Consider the following 17,001-nt stretch of genomic DNA (forward strand, 5'->3'; position numbering starts at 1 on the left):
CAGGGTTAATCGTCTACTTTTTTGATCTGAACGATCTTGAAGTGAATCGTTGCCCAAATCAAAATGAGGACTGGTGCGCCAATAATGGCGGTGCCGTAGAAAAAGGCCTGGTATCCAAAGTTATCAACAAACACGCCCGAGAAGCCTGCTAGCCATTTAGGTAAGAGCAGCATCATGGAGCTAAACAAGGCGTATTGAGTAGCCGAATAACGAATATTGGTCAGCGATGACAAGAAAGCAATAAAGGCAGCGCTAGCAATGCCAGAACTTAAATTGTCCGCTGAGATTACCCATATCAAGCCATGTAAATCATGCCCTTGAGTTGCAAGCCAGGCAAACAATAAATTGCTAACGGCTGATAGCACTGCACCCACAAATAAAATTCGTAAAACGCCAAAACGCAAAGTGAGAACTCCGCCTACAAATGCGCCGACTAAAGTCATGATGACGCCAAACACCTTGCTCACTGCCGCGACTTCGTCCTTGGTATAGCCCATATCGACATAAAAGGGGTTGGCCATAATGCCCATCACCACATCACTAATCCGATAGACAGCAATCAGAGACAAAATCAAAATAGCATGCCAACGATATCGTGTAATGAACTCTGCAAAAGGCTCAATCAAGGTTTGGTACAACCATGCTTTTGCATTGCGCGCCTTAGCTAACTGATATTGCGCAGGTTCCGTGCTCAATAAAGTTGTTAAGACACCCACTCCAATAGAAGCGGCCATGCAAAGATAGGCAAACTGCCATGCGCCAGCGTCATACCCGCTACCTGTTTCAGCTCTAGCAGCAAGCCACAGAACGCCTGCACCAGCCCAGATCAAGGCCAATCGATAGCCAGTTTGATACGTTGCCGCCAAGGCGGCTTGATGATCGCTATTTGCTGATTCAATGCGGAAAGCATCTAAAGCAATATCTTGTGTCGCCGACCCAAAAGCCACCAAAAGAGCACACCAAACAATGGGGTTCAGAGCGAGCTTGGGATCAAGGGTCGACATTCCAACCAAGCCAAGAATAATGAGTGCTTGCGCAAAAATCAGCCAGCTTCTTCTACGGCCTAACCATTTCGTTAGAAATGGAATTTGTACACGATCCACCAAGGGCGCCCACACCCACTTAAATGCATAGATCAAGCCAACCCAAGTTAAGTAACCAATCGTGCTGCGATCAATGCCAGCCTCACGCAACCAGAAGCTTAATGTTCCGAGTATCAGCAAGAGAGGCAAGCCGGCTGAAAAACCAAGGAAGAGCATTCGCAAACAAGGCCATTCGAGATACACCCGAAAGTCTTGTAACCAAGACCGAACCATTTTAGGCACGGCTAACGCGGAATAAAGCCAAGCTACCAAAAAGATTTGGCATAAGAGTCACTTGTCGACCTTCATGCAAGATGCACTGATCTATTACCCTAAGGCCGAGGCTGGAAGCCAACTTCTCGAAGTCTGCCACTGTCAAGACGCGCACGTTAGGCGTGTTGTACCACTGATATGGCAAGCTCTTTGATACAGGCATACGTCCAAGACCTACCGCCAGTCGGTGAGACCAATGACCAAAGTTCGGAAACGACACGATCGACTCTTTGCCAACGCGTACCACTTCACGCAAAATCTTTTCTGTTTGATGAATCGTTTGCACTGTCTGCGATAAAACAACCGTATCAAAACTATTGTCTTCAAAAAGGGCTAAGCCACCTTCTAAATCTTGCTGCAGCACGTTCAGTCCTTTTTGCACGCAAGAAAGTACACGTGCATCATCAATCTCTACACCGTAGGCATGAACCGGCTTTTGCTTTTGCAAAAACTCAAGGAAGCTACCATCACCACAACCCAAATCGAGGACTTGGCTATTAGGGGCAATCCATTTGGCTATGGCTGCGAAATCGGCGCGCTTACTCATGGTCATGATTGCACCTCGCGCATTTGCTTGAAATAGGCCCTTACTAAATTGTGATAACGCTCATCATCTAACAAGAATGCATCATGGCCATGGGGTGCATCAATCTCTGCGTATGTCACTTCGCTCTTATTGCTCAATAAGGATTGCACAATCTCGCGACTGCGATTAGGCGGGAATCTCCAATCAGTCGAAAAACTCACCACTAAGAACTTCGCCTGCACTTCAGCAAGTGCGCGGTTCAAACTGCCGTCATAACGACGTGAAGGATCAAAGTAATCTAGGGCGCGTGTAATCAGTAAATAGGTGTTGGCATCAAAGTAAGTGGAAAATTTATCGCCCTGATGGCGCAAATAACTCTCCACCTCAAACTCCACATCAAAGCTGAAGCGATAGTCGTTTGACTCGCCATTGGGACGTTGTAACTCGCGCCCAAATTTCTCAGCCATATCATCATCAGACAAATACGTGATGTGCCCAACCATCCTAGCCAAACGCAGACCTCGCTTGGGCACTACACCGTGCTCGTAATAGTTGCCCCCATGAAAATCGGGATCCGACAAAATAGCGTTACGAGCTACTTCATTGAAGGCAATATTTTGTGCGCTTAACTTTGGAGTAGATGCAATGACGACACAATGATCTAGACGCTTAGGAAATTGAATTGCCCAAGCCATGGCTTGCATGCCGCCCAAACTCCCGCCCATGACTGCAGCAAATTTACGAATGCCTAACTTGTCAGCTAAGCGTGCTTGCGTATTGACCCAATCCTCTACAGTTACTACTGGAAAGTCTGCGCCGTATGGTTTACCAGTCGCAGGATTAATGCTCATCGGTCCAGTAGAGCCAAAGCACGAACCTAAATTATTAACGCCGATGACAAAGAAGTGATTGGTATCAACTGGTTTGCCAGGACCAATCATGTTGTCCCACCAACCAATATCTTCAGGGTTTTCTGGGCTTGGTCCCGCTACGTGATGCGAGGCATTGAGGGCGTGACAAACTAATACAGCATTACTTTTATCAGCATTAAGTTTGCCGTAGGTTTCAATGACTAAGTCATAGCCAGACAACATGGCGCCACTCTGCAAAGGCAGGGGCTCGGCAAAGTGGATGGTATTTCTAGAGAGGTGTAGCTCGCTCATTCTGACAAGAGCAAACGCAAACTGACATCAGAAGCATCGGTTGGCAATTTTTTAAAGCCGCTACGGGCAAATCGATGCCAACGACCCAAAACAAAACTCATCAACATGGCTGCACGAATACTCACCTCTTCTTGACCCAGCTGGGCCCAGACTCCACCCTGAGTTTGAGCAATACGTAAGGCCTGTTTAAGTGAGGCCTCTACACGATCTAGCACTTGAGTGATGCGCTCTTGCAAGCGATCATCCTCCTGCAATAAAGCGTCGCCTAATAAAACACGCGTCATGCCAGGATTCTTTTCAGCAAAGAACAAAAGCATTTGTAAGATGCCGCGCGCTTGTGCAAGGCCGGATTCTTCTTTTTGATTAATCTGATTAATTAAACCAAAAACAGTCTGCTCAATAAAAGAAATTAAGCCTTCGAACATCTGCGCTTTGCTCGCAAAGTGGCGATATAAAGCCGCTTCAGAAACATCAATCTTGGCCGCCAAAGCTGCAGTCGTTACTCGCTCACCTTTTGGATTTTGCAACATCTCTGCAAGAACCTGCAGAATCTGTAGGCGACGCTCGCCTGGGCGAGGGCGCTTGCGTGTTTTACCAGCGTCAGCACTGCTGCTGTCGATGTCTGCCGGCTGTAAAGATTCACGCATAGTCATCTACTTATCTAGAACGAATCATCGTACCGAACGCTTGTTCAGTGAGAATTTCTAATAACAAAGAGTGCTCAATCCGGCCATCAATAATATGTACAGAATTCACACCACTCTTAGCAGCATCTAAGGCAGACGAAATCTTTGGCAACATGCCTCCAGAAATAGTGCCATCGGCAAACAATGCATCAATTTCTCTCGCAGTGAGATCTGTCAATAACTTACCGTCTTTATCCATCACACCCGGAATATTGGTCATCATGACCAACTTCTCTGCATGAAGAATTTCAGCCATCTTGCCAGCTACTAAGTCAGCGTTAATGTTGTACGCTTGGCCTTCCGCGCTAAAACCAATCGGTGAAATCACGGGGATGAAGGCGTCATCTTGCAAGGCTTTAACCACCGCTGGATTGATAGACTCAATCTCACCGACAAAACCGATATCGACCTTTTTGCCTGGCTCTGTGTCGCTTGGGATCATCATCTTCTTAGCGTGAATGAGTCCGCCATCCTTGCCTGTCAAGCCAACCGCCTGACCGCCAAAGTGATTGATCAACATCACGATATCTTGCTGAACTTCCCCGCCCAAAACCCACTCTACTACTTCCATGGTTTCTTCATCGGTAACACGCATGCCCTGAATAAAGGTGCCGGTCTTGCCAATCTTTTTGAGTGCCTCATCAATTTGTGGGCCGCCGCCATGAACCACTACAGGATTCATACCAACCAATTTCAATAAGATCACATCGCGGGCAAAGCTTTCTTTAAGACGCTCTTCCACCATTGCGTTTCCGCCGTACTTAATCACGATAGTCTTACCGTGATATGCACGGATGTAAGGCAAAGCTTCAGCAAGAATCTCTGCTTTTAACAAAGGTGAGATATCGCTAAGAGTAGGTAAATGCTTAGTCATTACAAATAGAATTTATTCGCCAAATAATTTTTGACGGAGTTCGCGACGCTCTTGAGCCTCAAGAGATAAGTTGGCTGTAGGCCTTGCAATTAAACGGTTCAAGCCGATTGGCTCACCAGTTTCTTCGCACCAACCATAGTCGCCAGACTCGATACGTCCAAGCGCTTGCTCAACTTTTTTCAATAACTTGCGTTCACGATCACGGGTGCGCAATTCCAATGCGTGCTCTTCTTCAATCGTTGCACGATCTGCTGGATCTGGAACCAAAATGTTTTCACGCAAATGCTCTGTTGTCTCGGAAGCATTTTTTAAAATGTCTTCTTTCAGAGTTAATAATTTTTGACGGAAAAAATCTAACTGGGCAGCACTCATGTAGTCCTTGTCAGACATCTTGAGCAATTCAGCTTCAGTTAAAGCCGCGCCTTTAACAGCTTTAGTGCTGGTTGCTTTGCTGCTTGCCTTTGCAGTGCTTGCAGGTTTTGTTGCTGTTTTTGCCGTCATCTCATTCTTTCCTGGGTTTGAAGCATTATTGCCTCATTCTGCCAAACTTTTACTGCCCTTTAACCAATATTCTTAGATATTCATCAATCTAGACCGTGGCGGCGGATTGTACCCGAATCTGCCTAGACCAAACATCCCTCAAGCCCAGCCAGTAGGGTGTCCTTAGGCAAATCAATGCCTATGAAGACCATCCGGGTTTGTTTGGGCTCCGCACCCCAAGGACCAGCCAAATCACTGCCCATCATCTGATGAACGCCCTGGAATACCACTTTACGGTTACTTCCCTTCACATAGAGCACGCCTTTATAGCGCAGCATCTTTTCTCCAAAGACCTCCAAAATGCCCCCCAGGAAGTCTTCTAACTTTTGATGATCAAAGGGTTTATCACTACGAAAAACGAAGGACTGAATGCGATCTGTGTGGCCTGCATGGCCATGGTGATGATCATGGCTATGGTCATGCCCACAAGTGCTGTGATCATGGTCATGGGAGTGATCGTGCCCACAATCAGCATGATCGTGATCATCTTGCTCTAAGAAATGAGGGTCGATATCAAGCTTGGCATTCAGGTTGAAACCTTTGAGATCCAATACAGCATTCAAAGGCACTACACCTTTTGAAATTGCGCTAATTGGCGCTCTTGGATTCATGTGCATTAAGCGGCCGCGGAGTGCCTCAACTTCAGCAGACGTCACCAAGTCAGTCTTGGTAATAAAGATTTGGTCCGCAAAGCCGACTTGGCGCTGAGCTTCTTCATGCTCAGTCAGTTGTTGTTGGCCATGCTTAGCATCTACCAATGTGACTACTGCATCTAATACATAGTGGTCTGCAACATCATCATCCATAAAGAAGGTTTGCGCTACTGGGCCTGGATTGGCAACGCCAGTAGTTTCAATGACGACACGGTCAAAGCTAATATTCTTATCTTTGCGCTGTTCCCATAACTCGTTCAAAGCTTCAACAAGATCACCACGGATCGTGCAACAAATGCAACCATTGCTCATTTGCACAATATTTTCTTCGTGATCCTGAACCAAAATATCGTTGTCAATATTCTCTTCACCAAACTCATTCTCAATCACAGCAATTTTTTTACCGTGATCTTCAGTGAGAATGTGCTTTAACAAAGTGGTTTTGCCGCTGCCTAAAAAGCCCGTCAATATGGTTACCGGAATTAATGCCATGAATGATCCAATCACAATCTAGAGTCTTGCGTTCCCCAACTGGGAAACCCACTATCTTACCGAGTTCCTTAGCCTTTGCCAGCCTTTGCGCGCGGATGCGCTTTATCGTATGCCTGAGCAAGGTGCTGGAAATCCAAGGAGGTATAAATCTGAGTACTGGCAATGCTGGCATGCCCCAACATCTCTTGCACAGCGCGCAAATCCTGTGAGGATTGCAAAACGTGGCTGGCGAAGCTGTGGCGCATCATGTGCGGATGCACATGCGTAGGTAGACCAGCGCGGATTGCTAAAGAGCGTAGGCGAGCCTGCACAGTGCGCGGTGATAAACGCTTACCAGTGGCAGATAAAAATAATGCGATCGATTCTTCGACATAGGAACCCGCATCACGAATCTCCCGCCAAGTAAGCAAGGACTTCATTGCTGGCGAGCCGACAGGTACGGAGCGCCTCTTTCCACCCTTACCCAACACTGTGACTTCAGCCGCATCCCAATCTAGCCAACCGGCAGACTCATGCTGACGGTCTTTGCTCTGCATGACATCGATGCCCAACAGTTCAGATAGTCGCAACCCCGAGGAATACAGTAAATCAATAATCGCTGCATCGCGAATCGATTCAAAATCCTTTTTCTCCTGCGCCTCTTTGACCGCTTGATTTACTAAAGCCAGGGCTTGCTCAACCGACAAAGCTTTGGGCAAAGACTTTAGGCGCTTAGGGGCCTTCACGTCATCAACTGGATTGGCTATTAAATTACTGGTTACCTTGCCAGCGCGTGCATCACGACGGGCATCCTTTTCAGTGAGCCAGTCATACCAACCACGCCATGCTGAAAGAGCTCTTGCAATACTTCTAGAAGATTTTTCTTTAGAGTGTAGGCGGCCCGCCCAGCGTCGAACATGCGCATTACTGACCTTTAATAAATCAACTGAATCCTCAAGGGCAAAATTTTGGAGGTCACTCAAATCCATGCCATACGCCTTAAGGGTATGTTGAGAGAGCTGTCGCAACACATGCAGCTCATGCAAATACTCTTGCATGAGTGGATGAAGTTCAGTCGGCTTTAGCTTCATAAGCTTGGATACGATCCAAAGCTGCGGCAGTCAGTTCTGCAATTTGACGCAAATAGAAAGCGCCCATGTCTGCAGTAAAGCGGGTTTCGTCTTTGCTGGCTAGCAGAAGTACCGCCGGTGACTGATTAACACCAACACTCTTACCCAGCGGCAAACCAATAGCCACCATGCTTTGCCACTCTGGGTCAATCTTAGTTTGACTTGCCAGCAAATCAACGCTTGCTGCAGCCAACTCTTTTGCAGAACCGCATAAAGGAGTATCAATCCAAGGACCAAACGCAGAATTGGGTGAAAGTAGTTGCGCTGATTCGACTTCAAACACTTCAGCCAAACCTGAAGTAATGGCGGCCTCAACATCCGCCTTATTGTTGGCTTTCATCAAACGCAACAGCCAAGCTACTAAGCTTTGCTGAGTTTTATCGTTGCGACTACCGAAGTGCAACATCTCACTCAAACGACGATTGAGCTCTTGATTTTGAGTGCGCAGCAGGGTCATCTGACGCTCTTGCAAAGAGATCGCGCGATCTTCATGAGGATGCTTAATCCGAATCTCATTAAAGAGATTGGCATAACGCTCAAAGAAGCCTGGGGTTGCACGCAACCATTCAGCAACCAATTCTTCTTGCTCTGCCTGCTTTGGATCTATTGCACTCATTAATTTCTTTCTTAACTTAATTTCTTGCGTAACAGCTCGTTCACTTGCCCAGGATTAGCTTTGCCCTGAGAGGCTTTCATAATCTGACCCACCAAAGCATTGAAAGCTTTCTCTTTGCCAGAGTGAAACTCCTCTACCGACTTCTGATTGGCCGCCAGCACTTGATCAATGATGGCCTCCAATGCGCCGCTATCACTAATCTGTTTTAAGCCTTTAGCTTCAATGATCTGATCAACTGTGCTGATGGCTTTTCCAGCGACAGCCTCTTCCCAAAGAATGGCAAAGATATCTTTAGCAATCTTGTTAGAGATTGTGCCGTCGGCTACACGAGTCAGTAATGGCGCTAAATGCCCTGCCTTCAAAGGGGCATTCGCAGTATCGATGCCTGCGCGGTTGAGAGAAGAAGCAAACTCACCGGCAATTAAATTGGCTGCTGCTTTTGCCAATTGTTTGCCAACGATGGCTAATAACTCTTCAAACACTTTTGCAGTGTCGCGATCTTGAGTGAGTAACTGCGCATCATAAGCACTCAGACCATAATCTCTTTGCCATTGCTCGCGCAACTGGGCAGGTAGAGCTGGCATGCTGCCACGCACCTGAGCAATCCAAGCATCATCAATGACTACTGGCAATAGATCTGGATCTGGGAAATAGCGATAGTCGTTCGCATCTTCTTTACTGCGCATGCTGCGCGTTTCACCACGGTCGGGATCATAGAGACGTGTCTCTTGAATAACGGTACCACCATCCTCAATCAATTCGATTTGGCGACGCACTTCATATTGAATGGCTTCTTCTAAGAAGCGGAAGGAGTTCAAGTTCTTAATCTCACAGCGAGTTCCAAACTCAGGTTGCCCTTTGGGGCGAACCGAGACGTTGGCATCACAGCGGAATGAACCCTCCTGCATATTGCCGTCACAAATACCCAACCAAACCACCAGGGTGTGTAGCGCTTTCGCATACGCCACCGCTTCAGCAGCGCTTCGCATCACCGGCTCAGTAACAATCTCTAGTAGCGGAGTGCCGGCACGATTCAAATCGATGCCACTGGATGACTCGCCATGCGGTCCAATAAAACCCTCTTCATGCACGGATTTACCAGCGTCTTCTTCCATATGAGCACGAGTTAACTCAACCGACTTCACTTCATTGCCTACAAGAATTTCTAACTTACCGCCAATCACCACTGGAATTTCCATCTGGCTAATCTGATATCCCTTAGGCAAATCAGGATAGAAATAATTTTTACGCGCAAAAATACTCGCTGGTGAAATCTTTGCGCCTACAGCTAGTCCAAAACGGATCGCATGCTCAACGGCTTGACGGTTCAATACCGGCAATACACCGGGCAATGCCAAATCCACTGCGCAAGCCTGTGTATTAGGATCAGCACCAAAGCGCGTACTTGCGCCACTAAAAATCTTAGACTGGGTTTGCAGCTGTGCGTGGGTCTCTAGACCAATGACGACTTCCCATTCCATCATGCAACCCCGCCTGCTGAACGCGAATGCCAGTCAGTAGCCTGCTGATATTGATGAGCCACTTGTAGCAAGCGAGCCTCTGAAAAATAGTTCCCAATCAACTGCATACCAATAGGTAAATTGTTTGCATTAAATCCACAAGGCGCACTCATAGCAGGTAAGCCCGCTAAATTGGTAGAGAGCGTATAAATATCTTCTAAATACATTTGCACTGGATCTTTTGATTTCTCACCCAAACGCCAAGCAACATCAGGCGCCACAGGCCCAAGGATGACATCACATTCTTTAAATGCTGCCTGAAAATCTGAGGCAATAATGCGACGAATTTTTTGTGCCTGCAGATAGTACGCGTCATAGTAACCATGGCACAAAACATAAGTGCCAATTAAGATACGGCGCCTGACTTCTGCACCAAAACCTTGGGTGCGTGACTTCTGATACATATCGCCAAGATCTTTGTACTCATTTGCGCGATGGCCATAACGAACACCGTCAAAACGACTTAAGTTACTGGAAGCTTCTGCTGGAGCTAAAACGTAATAGACCGGAATGGAGAGTTTAGTTTTAGGCAAACTCACTTCAACCAATTTGGCACCTAAACCTTCCAATGTTTTTACTGCTTCATTCACAGACTTTGCAACATCAGCAGCCAAACCCTCAGCAAAAAATTCTTTTGGCAAACCAACGCGCAATCCCTCTAGTGGTTTTGCAGAATTAGTATTGCCTTCTTGCCAAGCTTTGTTGAGATAACGGCCATAGTCTTCGCCAGAATCTGCTAGTGAAGTGGAGTCCCGTGGGTCATGGGAAGACATGGCGGAAAGTAACAATGCGCAATCTTCAGCAGTTTTGCCCATAGGGCCCGCTTGATCTAAAGAAGAGGCGTAGGCAATCATGCCGTAACGAGAAACGCGCCCATAGGTTGGCTTAATTCCGGTCAAACCACAAAATGCAGCGGGCTGACGTATCGAACCACCCGTATCCGTACCGGTTGCAATCGGGGCTAAGCCAGCAGCGACTGCTGCCGCTGAACCACCAGAAGATCCGCCGGCAACGTGAGCAGCATTCCAGGGATTCAGAACAGGACCATAGGCAGAGTTTTCATTAGAAGAACCCATTGCGAATTCATCCATATTGGTTTTGCCTAAGCAAACCATGCCTGCACCATGGGGGTTACTTTCGTCAGGAATTCCGAGGTTGGCAACGACCGTAGCATCAAAAGGGCTTTGATATCCAGCCAGGATTTTGGAGGCTGCAGTCGATTTCCAGCCCCGGGTGACGAACACATCTTTGTGGGCCACTGGGATACCAGTCAATTTCCCGGCCTTACCAGCAGAAATCATTAGGTCTGCTTTATTTGCTTGCTCTAAACTTAAGTGAGCATTCACATCTATATAAGCGTTCCACAGTTTTCCAGCCTCAATGCGGTCTAAAAAGTACTGGGTAAGCTCTTTGCTCGAGACCTCTTTTGCAGCAAGTGCTTTTGCCATTAAAGCGATTGGGGTGTTGTGCCAACTCATTCAATCACCTTCGGAACCAAGAAGTAGCCATCCTGCTGTGCAGGGGCTGATTGCATGTTTTCAGAACGGTGGTCAGATTCAGTAACCTGGTCATCACGCAAGGGTTGAGACAATTCACGCAAAAATAGAATGGGGTGAGCTAGCGGCTCTAGGCCACTAGTATCAACAGCCTGCATTTCCTCAACCAGAGAAAAAATAGCCTGCAATTGAGGCAAAACTGCCTCGGCTTCTGCCTGATTTAACTCAAGCCTAGAGAGGTGCGCAATGCGCTGGACATCATCAAGTTTCATGGGGCGCTAGAGTATCATTCCTATATATTTTTATTAACACTTTCTATTTTCCCACTACATCATGTTTGGTTTTTTCCGCAGCTACTTTTCCAATGACCTAGCCATCGACCTAGGAACCGCCAACACCTTAATTTATATGCGTGAGCGGGGTATTGTCCTCGATGAACCCTCGGTTGTGGCAATTCGCCAAGAAGGTGGCCCAAATGGCAAAAAGACCATTTTGGCAGTCGGAAAAGAGGCAAAAGCGATGTTGGGTCGCGTTCCAGGCAATATTGAAGCCATTCGCCCTATGAAAGACGGTGTTATTGCCGACTTCACCATCACTGAACAAATGCTCAAGCAATTTATTAAGCTTGTGCACGAAAGCAAATTATTAAAGCCAAGTCCGCGCATCATCATTTGCGTTCCTTGTGGCTCTACTCAAGTTGAGCGTCGCGCAATTCGTGAATCTGCATTGGGTGCCGGTGCATCACAAGTATTTTTGATTGAAGAACCAATGGCAGCTGCAATTGGTTCTGGCCTGCCAGTTTCTGAAGCTGCTGGCTCGATGGTTGTCGATATCGGTGGCGGCACAACTGAAGTTGGCGTGATGTCTTTAGGTGGCATGGTTTACAAAGGTTCTGTTCGTGTTGGTGGTGACAAGTTTGACGAAGCGATTACAAACTACATTCGTCGTAACTATGGAATGCTGATTGGCGAACAAACCGCTGAGTTAATTAAGAAAACGATTGGCTCTGCATTCCCTGGCGCAGAAGTGCGCGAGATGGAAGTGAAAGGTCGCAATCTTTCTGAAGGTATTCCACGCAGTTTTACTGTCACTAGCAATGAAATTCTGGAAGCATTAACCGATCCATTAAATCAAATCGTGACTGCCGTTAAAGCAGCTCTCGAGCAAATTCCTCCGGAGCTCGCATCCGATATTGCAGAGCGCGGCATGATGCTCACAGGCGGCGGCGCCTTATTGCGCGACCTTGATCGCCTCTTGTTAGAAGAAACTGGCTTGCCAATTCATGTAGCAGAAGATCCATTAACTTGCGTGGCTCGCGGTTGCGGTATCGCACTAGAGCGCATGGATAAGTTAGGCGGAGTGTTCTCGCACGAGTAAGCGACATACACGTCGATCAGGGAATTGCAACATAGCGCTCCACCACTTTTCAGACAGGGCATTCCGGCCTTACTCAAACTGATTGTCTGTCTGTCGATCAGCATCGCTCTGATGCTGATCGATTTTCGTTTCAAAGCACTCGATCCTATTAGAAACAATGTGAATTGGGTTTTGCGTCCGCTTGAATACGTCATGATGGTGCCACGCAATGCATTTGAAGCAAGCTCTGAATATTTCACGACTAGGTCAACTCTAGATCAAGAAAATCAAGTAATGAAAGTTCGCCAAGCCGAACTCTCTTTGCTGGCCAACCAATCTGAATTCTTGATGGTTGAGAATCAAAATTTGCGTGAGTTAATGGCATTGCAAAAACAGGTCCCATTCAAAACGCTGCCGGTAGAAATTTTGTTTAACCCACCTAACCCAATTTCACAACGCATTGTGATCAATCGCGGTAGTAATGACGGCCTAAAGTTAGGTAATCCGATTGCCAACGATGCTGGGATTCTTGGCCAGGTAGTGCGTCTTTACGATCGCTCTGCCGAGGTGTCGCTTTTAGAAGATCGTGACTTTGCAGTTCCAGTCCAAGTGGCTAGGAACGGTCTGAGAGCAGCCGTTTTTGGCGCTGGACGCGGCAATCCTCTGGAATTACGCTATTTACCTGTAGCCAGCGATCTTGAGGTTGGGGACATTTTGCTGACTTCCGGGATTGACGGGGTTTATCCACCGGGCTTTGCGGTAGCCGTTATTAGCAAAATCGAACGCAATGCCGATAAAAATTCCTCAAACGTATTTTGCGTACCGGTAGCTGCAGTCAATCGCTATCGCCAAGCACTTGCTTTTTTATATGACCCACAGTTTGATGCCAAAGCACCCTCTGTTAGCAATAAATCTGCAACAGGCGCACCTCTGACAAATACGCCCGGTCGTCGCCAAACTCGTGCGCGAGGAATGCAATGATTGATTTTCAAAGCGGCTACATTCTTCGCCCGGTTAATCCGGTCTTTATTTATTTCAGCTTGTTTTGTGCGCTCCTACTCAATCTCTTGCCAATTGGTAACTATGGATGGGTGCCTGACTGGTTAATTCTGTGTATTGTGTTTTGGAATATTCATCAACACCGCTATGTTGGTGTGATCTGGGCGTTTATCTTGGGCCTGATGATGGATGTGCACAATTCTGATTTATTGGGATTGCACGCATTTAGTTATTCTCTCGTTGCCTATGTTGCAATCTCATGGCATCGACGCATTGTTGCGCTTACCGTTCTCTCGCAAGCGCTACATCTGATTCCAATCTTCTTATTGGTCTCTTTATTTCCCGTTCTAGTCCATTGGGCATTGAGTGGGGAGCTTTACTGGTGGGCCTTAACAGGCGCTATTCAAGCCCTGATTGAGGCAATGCTTTGGCCAATCGCAACTCGTATTTTGCTGGCACCTCAACGTCGTCCAATTGACGTTGATCACAATCGCCCACTTTAAGAAGCTGTATGGTTTCTTTTAAAAAACCTGACCTCGATTCGTTTCAAGAACGCATTCATATTGCGACACTATTTGTCACGTTTTGCTTTTTACTGCTGGTCACCCGCTTAGTCTGGTTACAACTCGTCAGCCACGGTAAATATGCTTTACTTGCTGAAAGCAATCGCATTGCTCTTGTTCCAGCGCCAGCTAATCGTGGATTAATCATTGATCGCAATGGCATCGTGATTGGCAGAAATTACTCTGCCCTCACCTTGGACGTAAACGCCGAAGAGGTTAAGGGCAACGTAGATCAGCTCATTAGCGAGCTTTCTGAAATCATTGATATTTCGCCCAGAGATAAGCGCAATTTCAAGCGCTCTTTAGAAGATTCTCGCAATATGGGCACTTTTCCCCTGCGCGCGATGCTCAATGAAGCTGAAACAGCCCGATTTATGGCCAATCGCTACCGTTTTCCTGGGGTAGAAATACGGGCCAGAAGCTTTCGCGAGTACCCTTATAACGAGTTAGCTTCCCATTTAATTGGCTATATCGGTCGTGTATCCCAGCGTGACAAAGAACGGATGCAGTCTGAAATTGAGAGCTCAAAAGCAGATGATCCCGATGCATTACAAGCCTCTTTCTTGCCTGGCATTCAATATGTTGGAAAGATTGGTCTAGAGCAAAGCTATGAAACAGTTTTGCGTGGTGTACCCGGCTACGATCAAGTTGAAATTACCGCAGGGGGTAAACCTGTACGAACACTTTCAAGCTCACCATCCATCCCCGGGAAAAACGTGGTGCTTTCTGTTGACATCAAACTGCAATACCTAGTTGAACAGTTATATGGAAATTTCCGTGGGGCATTTGTCGCCATCGAACCTGAAACGGGCGATATTCTCGCGTTCGTGTCAAAACCAAACTTCAACCCGAATGATTTCGTTGAAGGCATTGACTCAGTGACTTGGAAAGAGTTGAACGATTCTCCACAAAAGCCACTGTATAACCGCCCGCTAAAAGGTATTTACCCACCAGGCTCAACCTATAAGCCGTTCATGGCGCTGGCTGCACTCGAAAATAAAAAGCGCACGCCTTCGCAAACGATTTCTGATCCTGGTTATTTTGACTTTGGCAATCACACTTTCCGTGACGACAAAAAAGGTGGGCACGGCATTGTCGATATGCAAAAGTCGATCGTAGACTCTTGTGACACCTACTACTACATGCTTGCGCGCGATATGGGCGTGAACATGATGCATGACTTCATGAAGCCCTTTGGTTTTGGTCAAATTACTGGCATCGACTTGCAAGGCGAATCAAAAGGCGTATTGCCATCCACTGAATGGAAGAAAAATACTTTCAAAAAACCAGAGCAGCAAAAATGGTATGAAGGCGAAACGATTTCATTAGGTATTGGTCAGGGCTATAACTCCTTCACGATTTTGCAACTCTCACACGCCATGGCTAACCTTACTAATAATGGCGTTGTCATGAAACCCCATTTAGTAAAAGCGATTGAAGATCCATTTACTCGCAATAGAGTTCTCACCACCCCAAAAGAGAGTTATCGCATTGATCTTAGCCAAGAGAATATTGATGTGATTAAAAAGGCTATGGTTGAGGTGAATGTTTCTGGAACATCTGCAGCAGCATTCAAAGGAGCGGGATATGTTGCTGGAGGCAAAACCGGAACAGCACAAGTATTTAGCTTGAACTCAAAAGAGTACAAGCATGGCTCTACTGCAGAGTTCTTGCGAGACCACGCTTTATATATTGCTTTTGCACCAGCAGATAAGCCAACGATTGTGATCGCAATGGTTGTTGAGAACGCGGGTTTTGGTGCTCAGTATGCTGCTCCAATTGCACGTAAAGCATTGGATTACTACATTGAGGGCAAATGGCCTAAGGAGGTTCCTGAATGGAAAAGAGCTCCGTAAAAAAAATCCAATCGCTCTTCTTTAGTTTTTTTTCAGGATTAGATCGCCAGCTAGGCCTTATTCTGCTTGGCTTAGCGGCCGTAGGCTTTTTTACTTTTTTATCGGCAAGTCAAAATACTCCCGTTCAAATTGCAGACGAGTTACGCAATCTCGCATTGTCTTTTCTGGTAATGTGGATCGTCTCCCGTATTCCTCCAAAGTGGTTGGAGATGGGGGCCGTTTGGATTTACGGGCTTGGTGTTGCGCTATTAATTGCGGTAGCAGTCTTTGGATTAATCAAAAAAGGTGCGCGTCGCTGGCTCAATATTGGTATCGTGATTCAGCCATCTGAAATTATGAAGATTGCGATGCCACTCATGCTAGCTTGGTATTTTCAAAAACGTGAGGGCATTCAAAAAACTTGGGACTATGCAGTCGCGGGAATTATTTTGGCTATTCCAGTCTTCTTGATCGCACGTCAACCAGATCTTGGTACAGCATTATTGGTTTTTGCAGCAGGTCTTTACGTCATCATTCTTGCGGGCCTTCCTTGGAAGTGGATTTTGCCTTTCGTAGGCATTGGCGTTGTTGGCATCCTGTTAATTATTATTTTTGGCAGCACGATTTGTGCACATGATGTTGCCTGGCCCTTTGTACACAATTATCAAAAGCATCGTATTTGTACTTTGCTAGACCCTAGCAGTGATCCTCTGGGCAAAGGATTTCATACTATTCAATCGATGATTGCCATTGGCTCTGGTGGCTTTTTTGGTAAGGGCTGGTTTCAGGGAACACAAGCGCACTTAGAATTCATTCCAGAAAAACATACTGACTTTATCTTTGCTGTTTTCTCCGAAGAATTTGGTCTGCTTGGCAATCTCGTACTGCTTGCGCTGTTCTTTGCGCTCATTAAGCGAGGTTTAGCAATCTCCGCAAGCGCGCCCAATTTATTTACACGATTACTGGGTGCTGCAGTCACCTTGATTTTTTTCACCTACGCTTTTGTGAATATTGGTATGGTCAGTGGCTTACTTCCAGTCGTAGGGGTTCCTTTACCTTTTATTAGTTATGGTGGCACTGCCTTAGTAACGCTGGGATTTGGTGCAGGCATCCTAATGAGCATTCATCGCCATCGCCGTCTAGTGCAAAGTTAAGTAAACGGCCGCTGAAATTCAGTTTCAATTTTTTGAGGAAATAAAAAAGCCCGGCATGCCGGGC

Annotated in this window: 17 protein-coding genes; 5 read left to right on the plus strand and 12 right to left on the minus strand. The window is 46.6% G+C overall.

Annotation, left to right across the window (positions count from 1 at the left end):
- Nucleotides 1–5 precede the first annotated feature (5 nt).
- The 12 genes from FD968_RS09975 to gatC form a co-directional block, all read right to left on the minus strand.
- Nucleotides 6–1,316 carry an MFS transporter gene (locus FD968_RS09975; RefSeq protein WP_215366079.1) on the minus strand — a complete coding sequence of 437 codons (1,311 nt, stop codon included), beginning with the start codon at nucleotides 1,314–1,316 and terminating at the stop codon, nucleotides 6–8.
- Nucleotide 1,317: 1 nt separating this feature from the next.
- Nucleotides 1,318–1,908 carry a methionine biosynthesis protein MetW gene (metW, locus tag FD968_RS09980; RefSeq protein ID WP_215366082.1) on the minus strand — a complete coding sequence of 197 codons (591 nt, stop codon included), beginning with the start codon at nucleotides 1,906–1,908 and terminating at the stop codon, nucleotides 1,318–1,320.
- Nucleotides 1,905–3,044, minus strand: a complete 1,140-nt coding sequence (locus FD968_RS09985) for a homoserine O-acetyltransferase (protein ID WP_215366084.1) — start codon at nucleotides 3,042–3,044, stop codon at nucleotides 1,905–1,907. The genes metW and FD968_RS09985 overlap by 4 nt, the downstream gene beginning before the upstream one ends.
- Nucleotides 3,041–3,691 (minus strand): nucleoid occlusion factor SlmA, encoded by a 651-nt coding sequence (gene slmA, locus FD968_RS09990; RefSeq protein ID WP_215366088.1) that lies wholly within the window; start codon nucleotides 3,689–3,691, stop codon nucleotides 3,041–3,043. Before slmA ends, FD968_RS09985 begins: the two co-directional genes overlap by 4 nt.
- A gap of 10 nt (nucleotides 3,692–3,701) precedes the next feature.
- Nucleotides 3,702–4,604 (minus strand): acetylglutamate kinase, encoded by a 903-nt coding sequence (gene argB / locus FD968_RS09995; RefSeq protein ID WP_215366089.1) that lies wholly within the window; start codon nucleotides 4,602–4,604, stop codon nucleotides 3,702–3,704.
- Nucleotides 4,605–4,616: 12 nt separating this feature from the next.
- Nucleotides 4,617–5,105: an RNA polymerase-binding protein DksA gene (gene dksA / locus FD968_RS10000; RefSeq protein WP_215366091.1), complete on the minus strand. Its 489-nt coding sequence runs from the start codon at nucleotides 5,103–5,105 to the stop codon at nucleotides 4,617–4,619.
- A gap of 122 nt (nucleotides 5,106–5,227) precedes the next feature.
- On the minus strand, nucleotides 5,228–6,289 hold the full coding sequence (locus tag FD968_RS10005; protein ID WP_215366093.1) for a GTP-binding protein: 1,062 nt from the start codon (nucleotides 6,287–6,289) through the stop codon (nucleotides 5,228–5,230).
- A 68-nt stretch (nucleotides 6,290–6,357) separates the two neighbouring features.
- Nucleotides 6,358–7,359 carry a tyrosine recombinase XerC gene (locus tag FD968_RS10010; protein ID WP_215366095.1) on the minus strand — a complete coding sequence of 334 codons (1,002 nt, stop codon included), beginning with the start codon at nucleotides 7,357–7,359 and terminating at the stop codon, nucleotides 6,358–6,360.
- Nucleotides 7,340–8,014, minus strand: a complete 675-nt coding sequence (locus tag FD968_RS10015; protein ID WP_215366098.1) for a DUF484 family protein — start codon at nucleotides 8,012–8,014, stop codon at nucleotides 7,340–7,342. Before FD968_RS10015 ends, FD968_RS10010 begins: the two co-directional genes overlap by 20 nt.
- Nucleotides 8,015–8,025: 11 nt before the next feature.
- Entirely contained in the window at nucleotides 8,026–9,495 is a 1,470-nt protein-coding gene (gatB, locus tag FD968_RS10020; protein WP_215368143.1) for an Asp-tRNA(Asn)/Glu-tRNA(Gln) amidotransferase subunit GatB, read from the minus strand.
- Nucleotides 9,495–11,012 (minus strand): Asp-tRNA(Asn)/Glu-tRNA(Gln) amidotransferase subunit GatA, encoded by a 1,518-nt coding sequence (gene gatA / locus FD968_RS10025; protein WP_215366101.1) that lies wholly within the window; start codon nucleotides 11,010–11,012, stop codon nucleotides 9,495–9,497. Before gatA ends, gatB begins: the two co-directional genes overlap by 1 nt.
- Nucleotides 11,009–11,302 (minus strand): Asp-tRNA(Asn)/Glu-tRNA(Gln) amidotransferase subunit GatC, encoded by a 294-nt coding sequence (gene gatC / locus FD968_RS10030; protein ID WP_215366104.1) that lies wholly within the window; start codon nucleotides 11,300–11,302, stop codon nucleotides 11,009–11,011. The genes gatA and gatC overlap by 4 nt, the downstream gene beginning before the upstream one ends.
- 61 nt (nucleotides 11,303–11,363) lie before the next feature.
- Here gatC and FD968_RS10035 point away from each other — a divergent pair, with 61 nt between their 5' ends.
- Genes FD968_RS10035 through rodA form a run of 5 tightly spaced genes read left to right on the plus strand, consistent with a single transcriptional unit; the run spans nucleotide 11,364 to nucleotide 16,937 of the window.
- The gene (locus FD968_RS10035; protein ID WP_068319852.1) at nucleotides 11,364–12,407 is read left to right on the plus strand and encodes a rod shape-determining protein; all 1,044 of its coding nucleotides are present in this window, start codon (nucleotides 11,364–11,366) and stop codon (nucleotides 12,405–12,407) included.
- Between the two features lie 24 nt (nucleotides 12,408–12,431).
- The gene (gene mreC, locus FD968_RS10040; protein WP_215366107.1) at nucleotides 12,432–13,367 is read left to right on the plus strand and encodes a rod shape-determining protein MreC; all 936 of its coding nucleotides are present in this window, start codon (nucleotides 12,432–12,434) and stop codon (nucleotides 13,365–13,367) included.
- Nucleotides 13,364–13,888, plus strand: coding sequence for a rod shape-determining protein MreD (gene mreD, locus FD968_RS10045; protein ID WP_215366108.1), 525 nt, complete (start codon nucleotides 13,364–13,366; stop codon nucleotides 13,886–13,888). Before mreC ends, mreD begins: the two co-directional genes overlap by 4 nt.
- A gap of 8 nt (nucleotides 13,889–13,896) precedes the next feature.
- The gene (gene mrdA, locus FD968_RS10050; RefSeq protein WP_215366109.1) at nucleotides 13,897–15,804 is read left to right on the plus strand and encodes a penicillin-binding protein 2; all 1,908 of its coding nucleotides are present in this window, start codon (nucleotides 13,897–13,899) and stop codon (nucleotides 15,802–15,804) included.
- Nucleotides 15,786–16,937: a rod shape-determining protein RodA gene (gene rodA, locus FD968_RS10055; RefSeq protein ID WP_215366110.1), complete on the plus strand. Its 1,152-nt coding sequence runs from the start codon at nucleotides 15,786–15,788 to the stop codon at nucleotides 16,935–16,937. The genes mrdA and rodA overlap by 19 nt, the downstream gene beginning before the upstream one ends.
- Nucleotides 16,938–17,001: the final 64 nt, after the last annotated feature.

The organism is Polynucleobacter sp. AP-Titi-500A-B4 (assembly GCF_018688095.1).
In the GTDB taxonomy this organism is placed as follows: domain Bacteria; phylum Pseudomonadota; class Gammaproteobacteria; order Burkholderiales; family Burkholderiaceae; genus Polynucleobacter.

What these genes read in the sequence shown, in the direction of transcription:
- mrdA (WP_215366109.1), top strand. Translation starts at nt 13,897, where the DNA reads ATGGTTTCTTTTAAAAAACCTGACCTCGATTCGTTTCAAGAACGCATT.
- gatB (WP_215368143.1), bottom strand. Translation starts at nt 9,495, where the DNA reads ATGGAATGGGAAGTCGTCATTGGTCTAGAGACCCACGCACAGCTGCAA.
- FD968_RS10035 (WP_068319852.1), top strand. Translation starts at nt 11,364, where the DNA reads ATGTTTGGTTTTTTCCGCAGCTACTTTTCCAATGACCTAGCCATCGAC.
- dksA (WP_215366091.1), bottom strand. Translation starts at nt 5,105, where the DNA reads ATGACGGCAAAAACAGCAACAAAACCTGCAAGCACTGCAAAGGCAAGC.
- FD968_RS10010 (WP_215366095.1), bottom strand. Translation starts at nt 7,359, where the DNA reads ATGAAGCTAAAGCCGACTGAACTTCATCCACTCATGCAAGAGTATTTG.
- argB (WP_215366089.1), bottom strand. Translation starts at nt 4,604, where the DNA reads ATGACTAAGCATTTACCTACTCTTAGCGATATCTCACCTTTGTTAAAA.
- rodA (WP_215366110.1), top strand. Translation starts at nt 15,786, where the DNA reads ATGGAAAAGAGCTCCGTAAAAAAAATCCAATCGCTCTTCTTTAGTTTT.
- gatC (WP_215366104.1), bottom strand. Translation starts at nt 11,302, where the DNA reads ATGAAACTTGATGATGTCCAGCGCATTGCGCACCTCTCTAGGCTTGAG.
- slmA (WP_215366088.1), bottom strand. Translation starts at nt 3,691, where the DNA reads ATGCGTGAATCTTTACAGCCGGCAGACATCGACAGCAGCAGTGCTGAC.
- FD968_RS09975 (WP_215366079.1), bottom strand. Translation starts at nt 1,316, where the DNA reads ATGGTTCGGTCTTGGTTACAAGACTTTCGGGTGTATCTCGAATGGCCT.
- FD968_RS09985 (WP_215366084.1), bottom strand. Translation starts at nt 3,044, where the DNA reads ATGAGCGAGCTACACCTCTCTAGAAATACCATCCACTTTGCCGAGCCC.
- FD968_RS10005 (WP_215366093.1), bottom strand. Translation starts at nt 6,289, where the DNA reads ATGGCATTAATTCCGGTAACCATATTGACGGGCTTTTTAGGCAGCGGC.
- mreD (WP_215366108.1), top strand. Translation starts at nt 13,364, where the DNA reads ATGATTGATTTTCAAAGCGGCTACATTCTTCGCCCGGTTAATCCGGTC.
- metW (WP_215366082.1), bottom strand. Translation starts at nt 1,908, where the DNA reads ATGACCATGAGTAAGCGCGCCGATTTCGCAGCCATAGCCAAATGGATT.
- gatA (WP_215366101.1), bottom strand. Translation starts at nt 11,012, where the DNA reads ATGAGTTGGCACAACACCCCAATCGCTTTAATGGCAAAAGCACTTGCT.
- FD968_RS10015 (WP_215366098.1), bottom strand. Translation starts at nt 8,014, where the DNA reads ATGAGTGCAATAGATCCAAAGCAGGCAGAGCAAGAAGAATTGGTTGCT.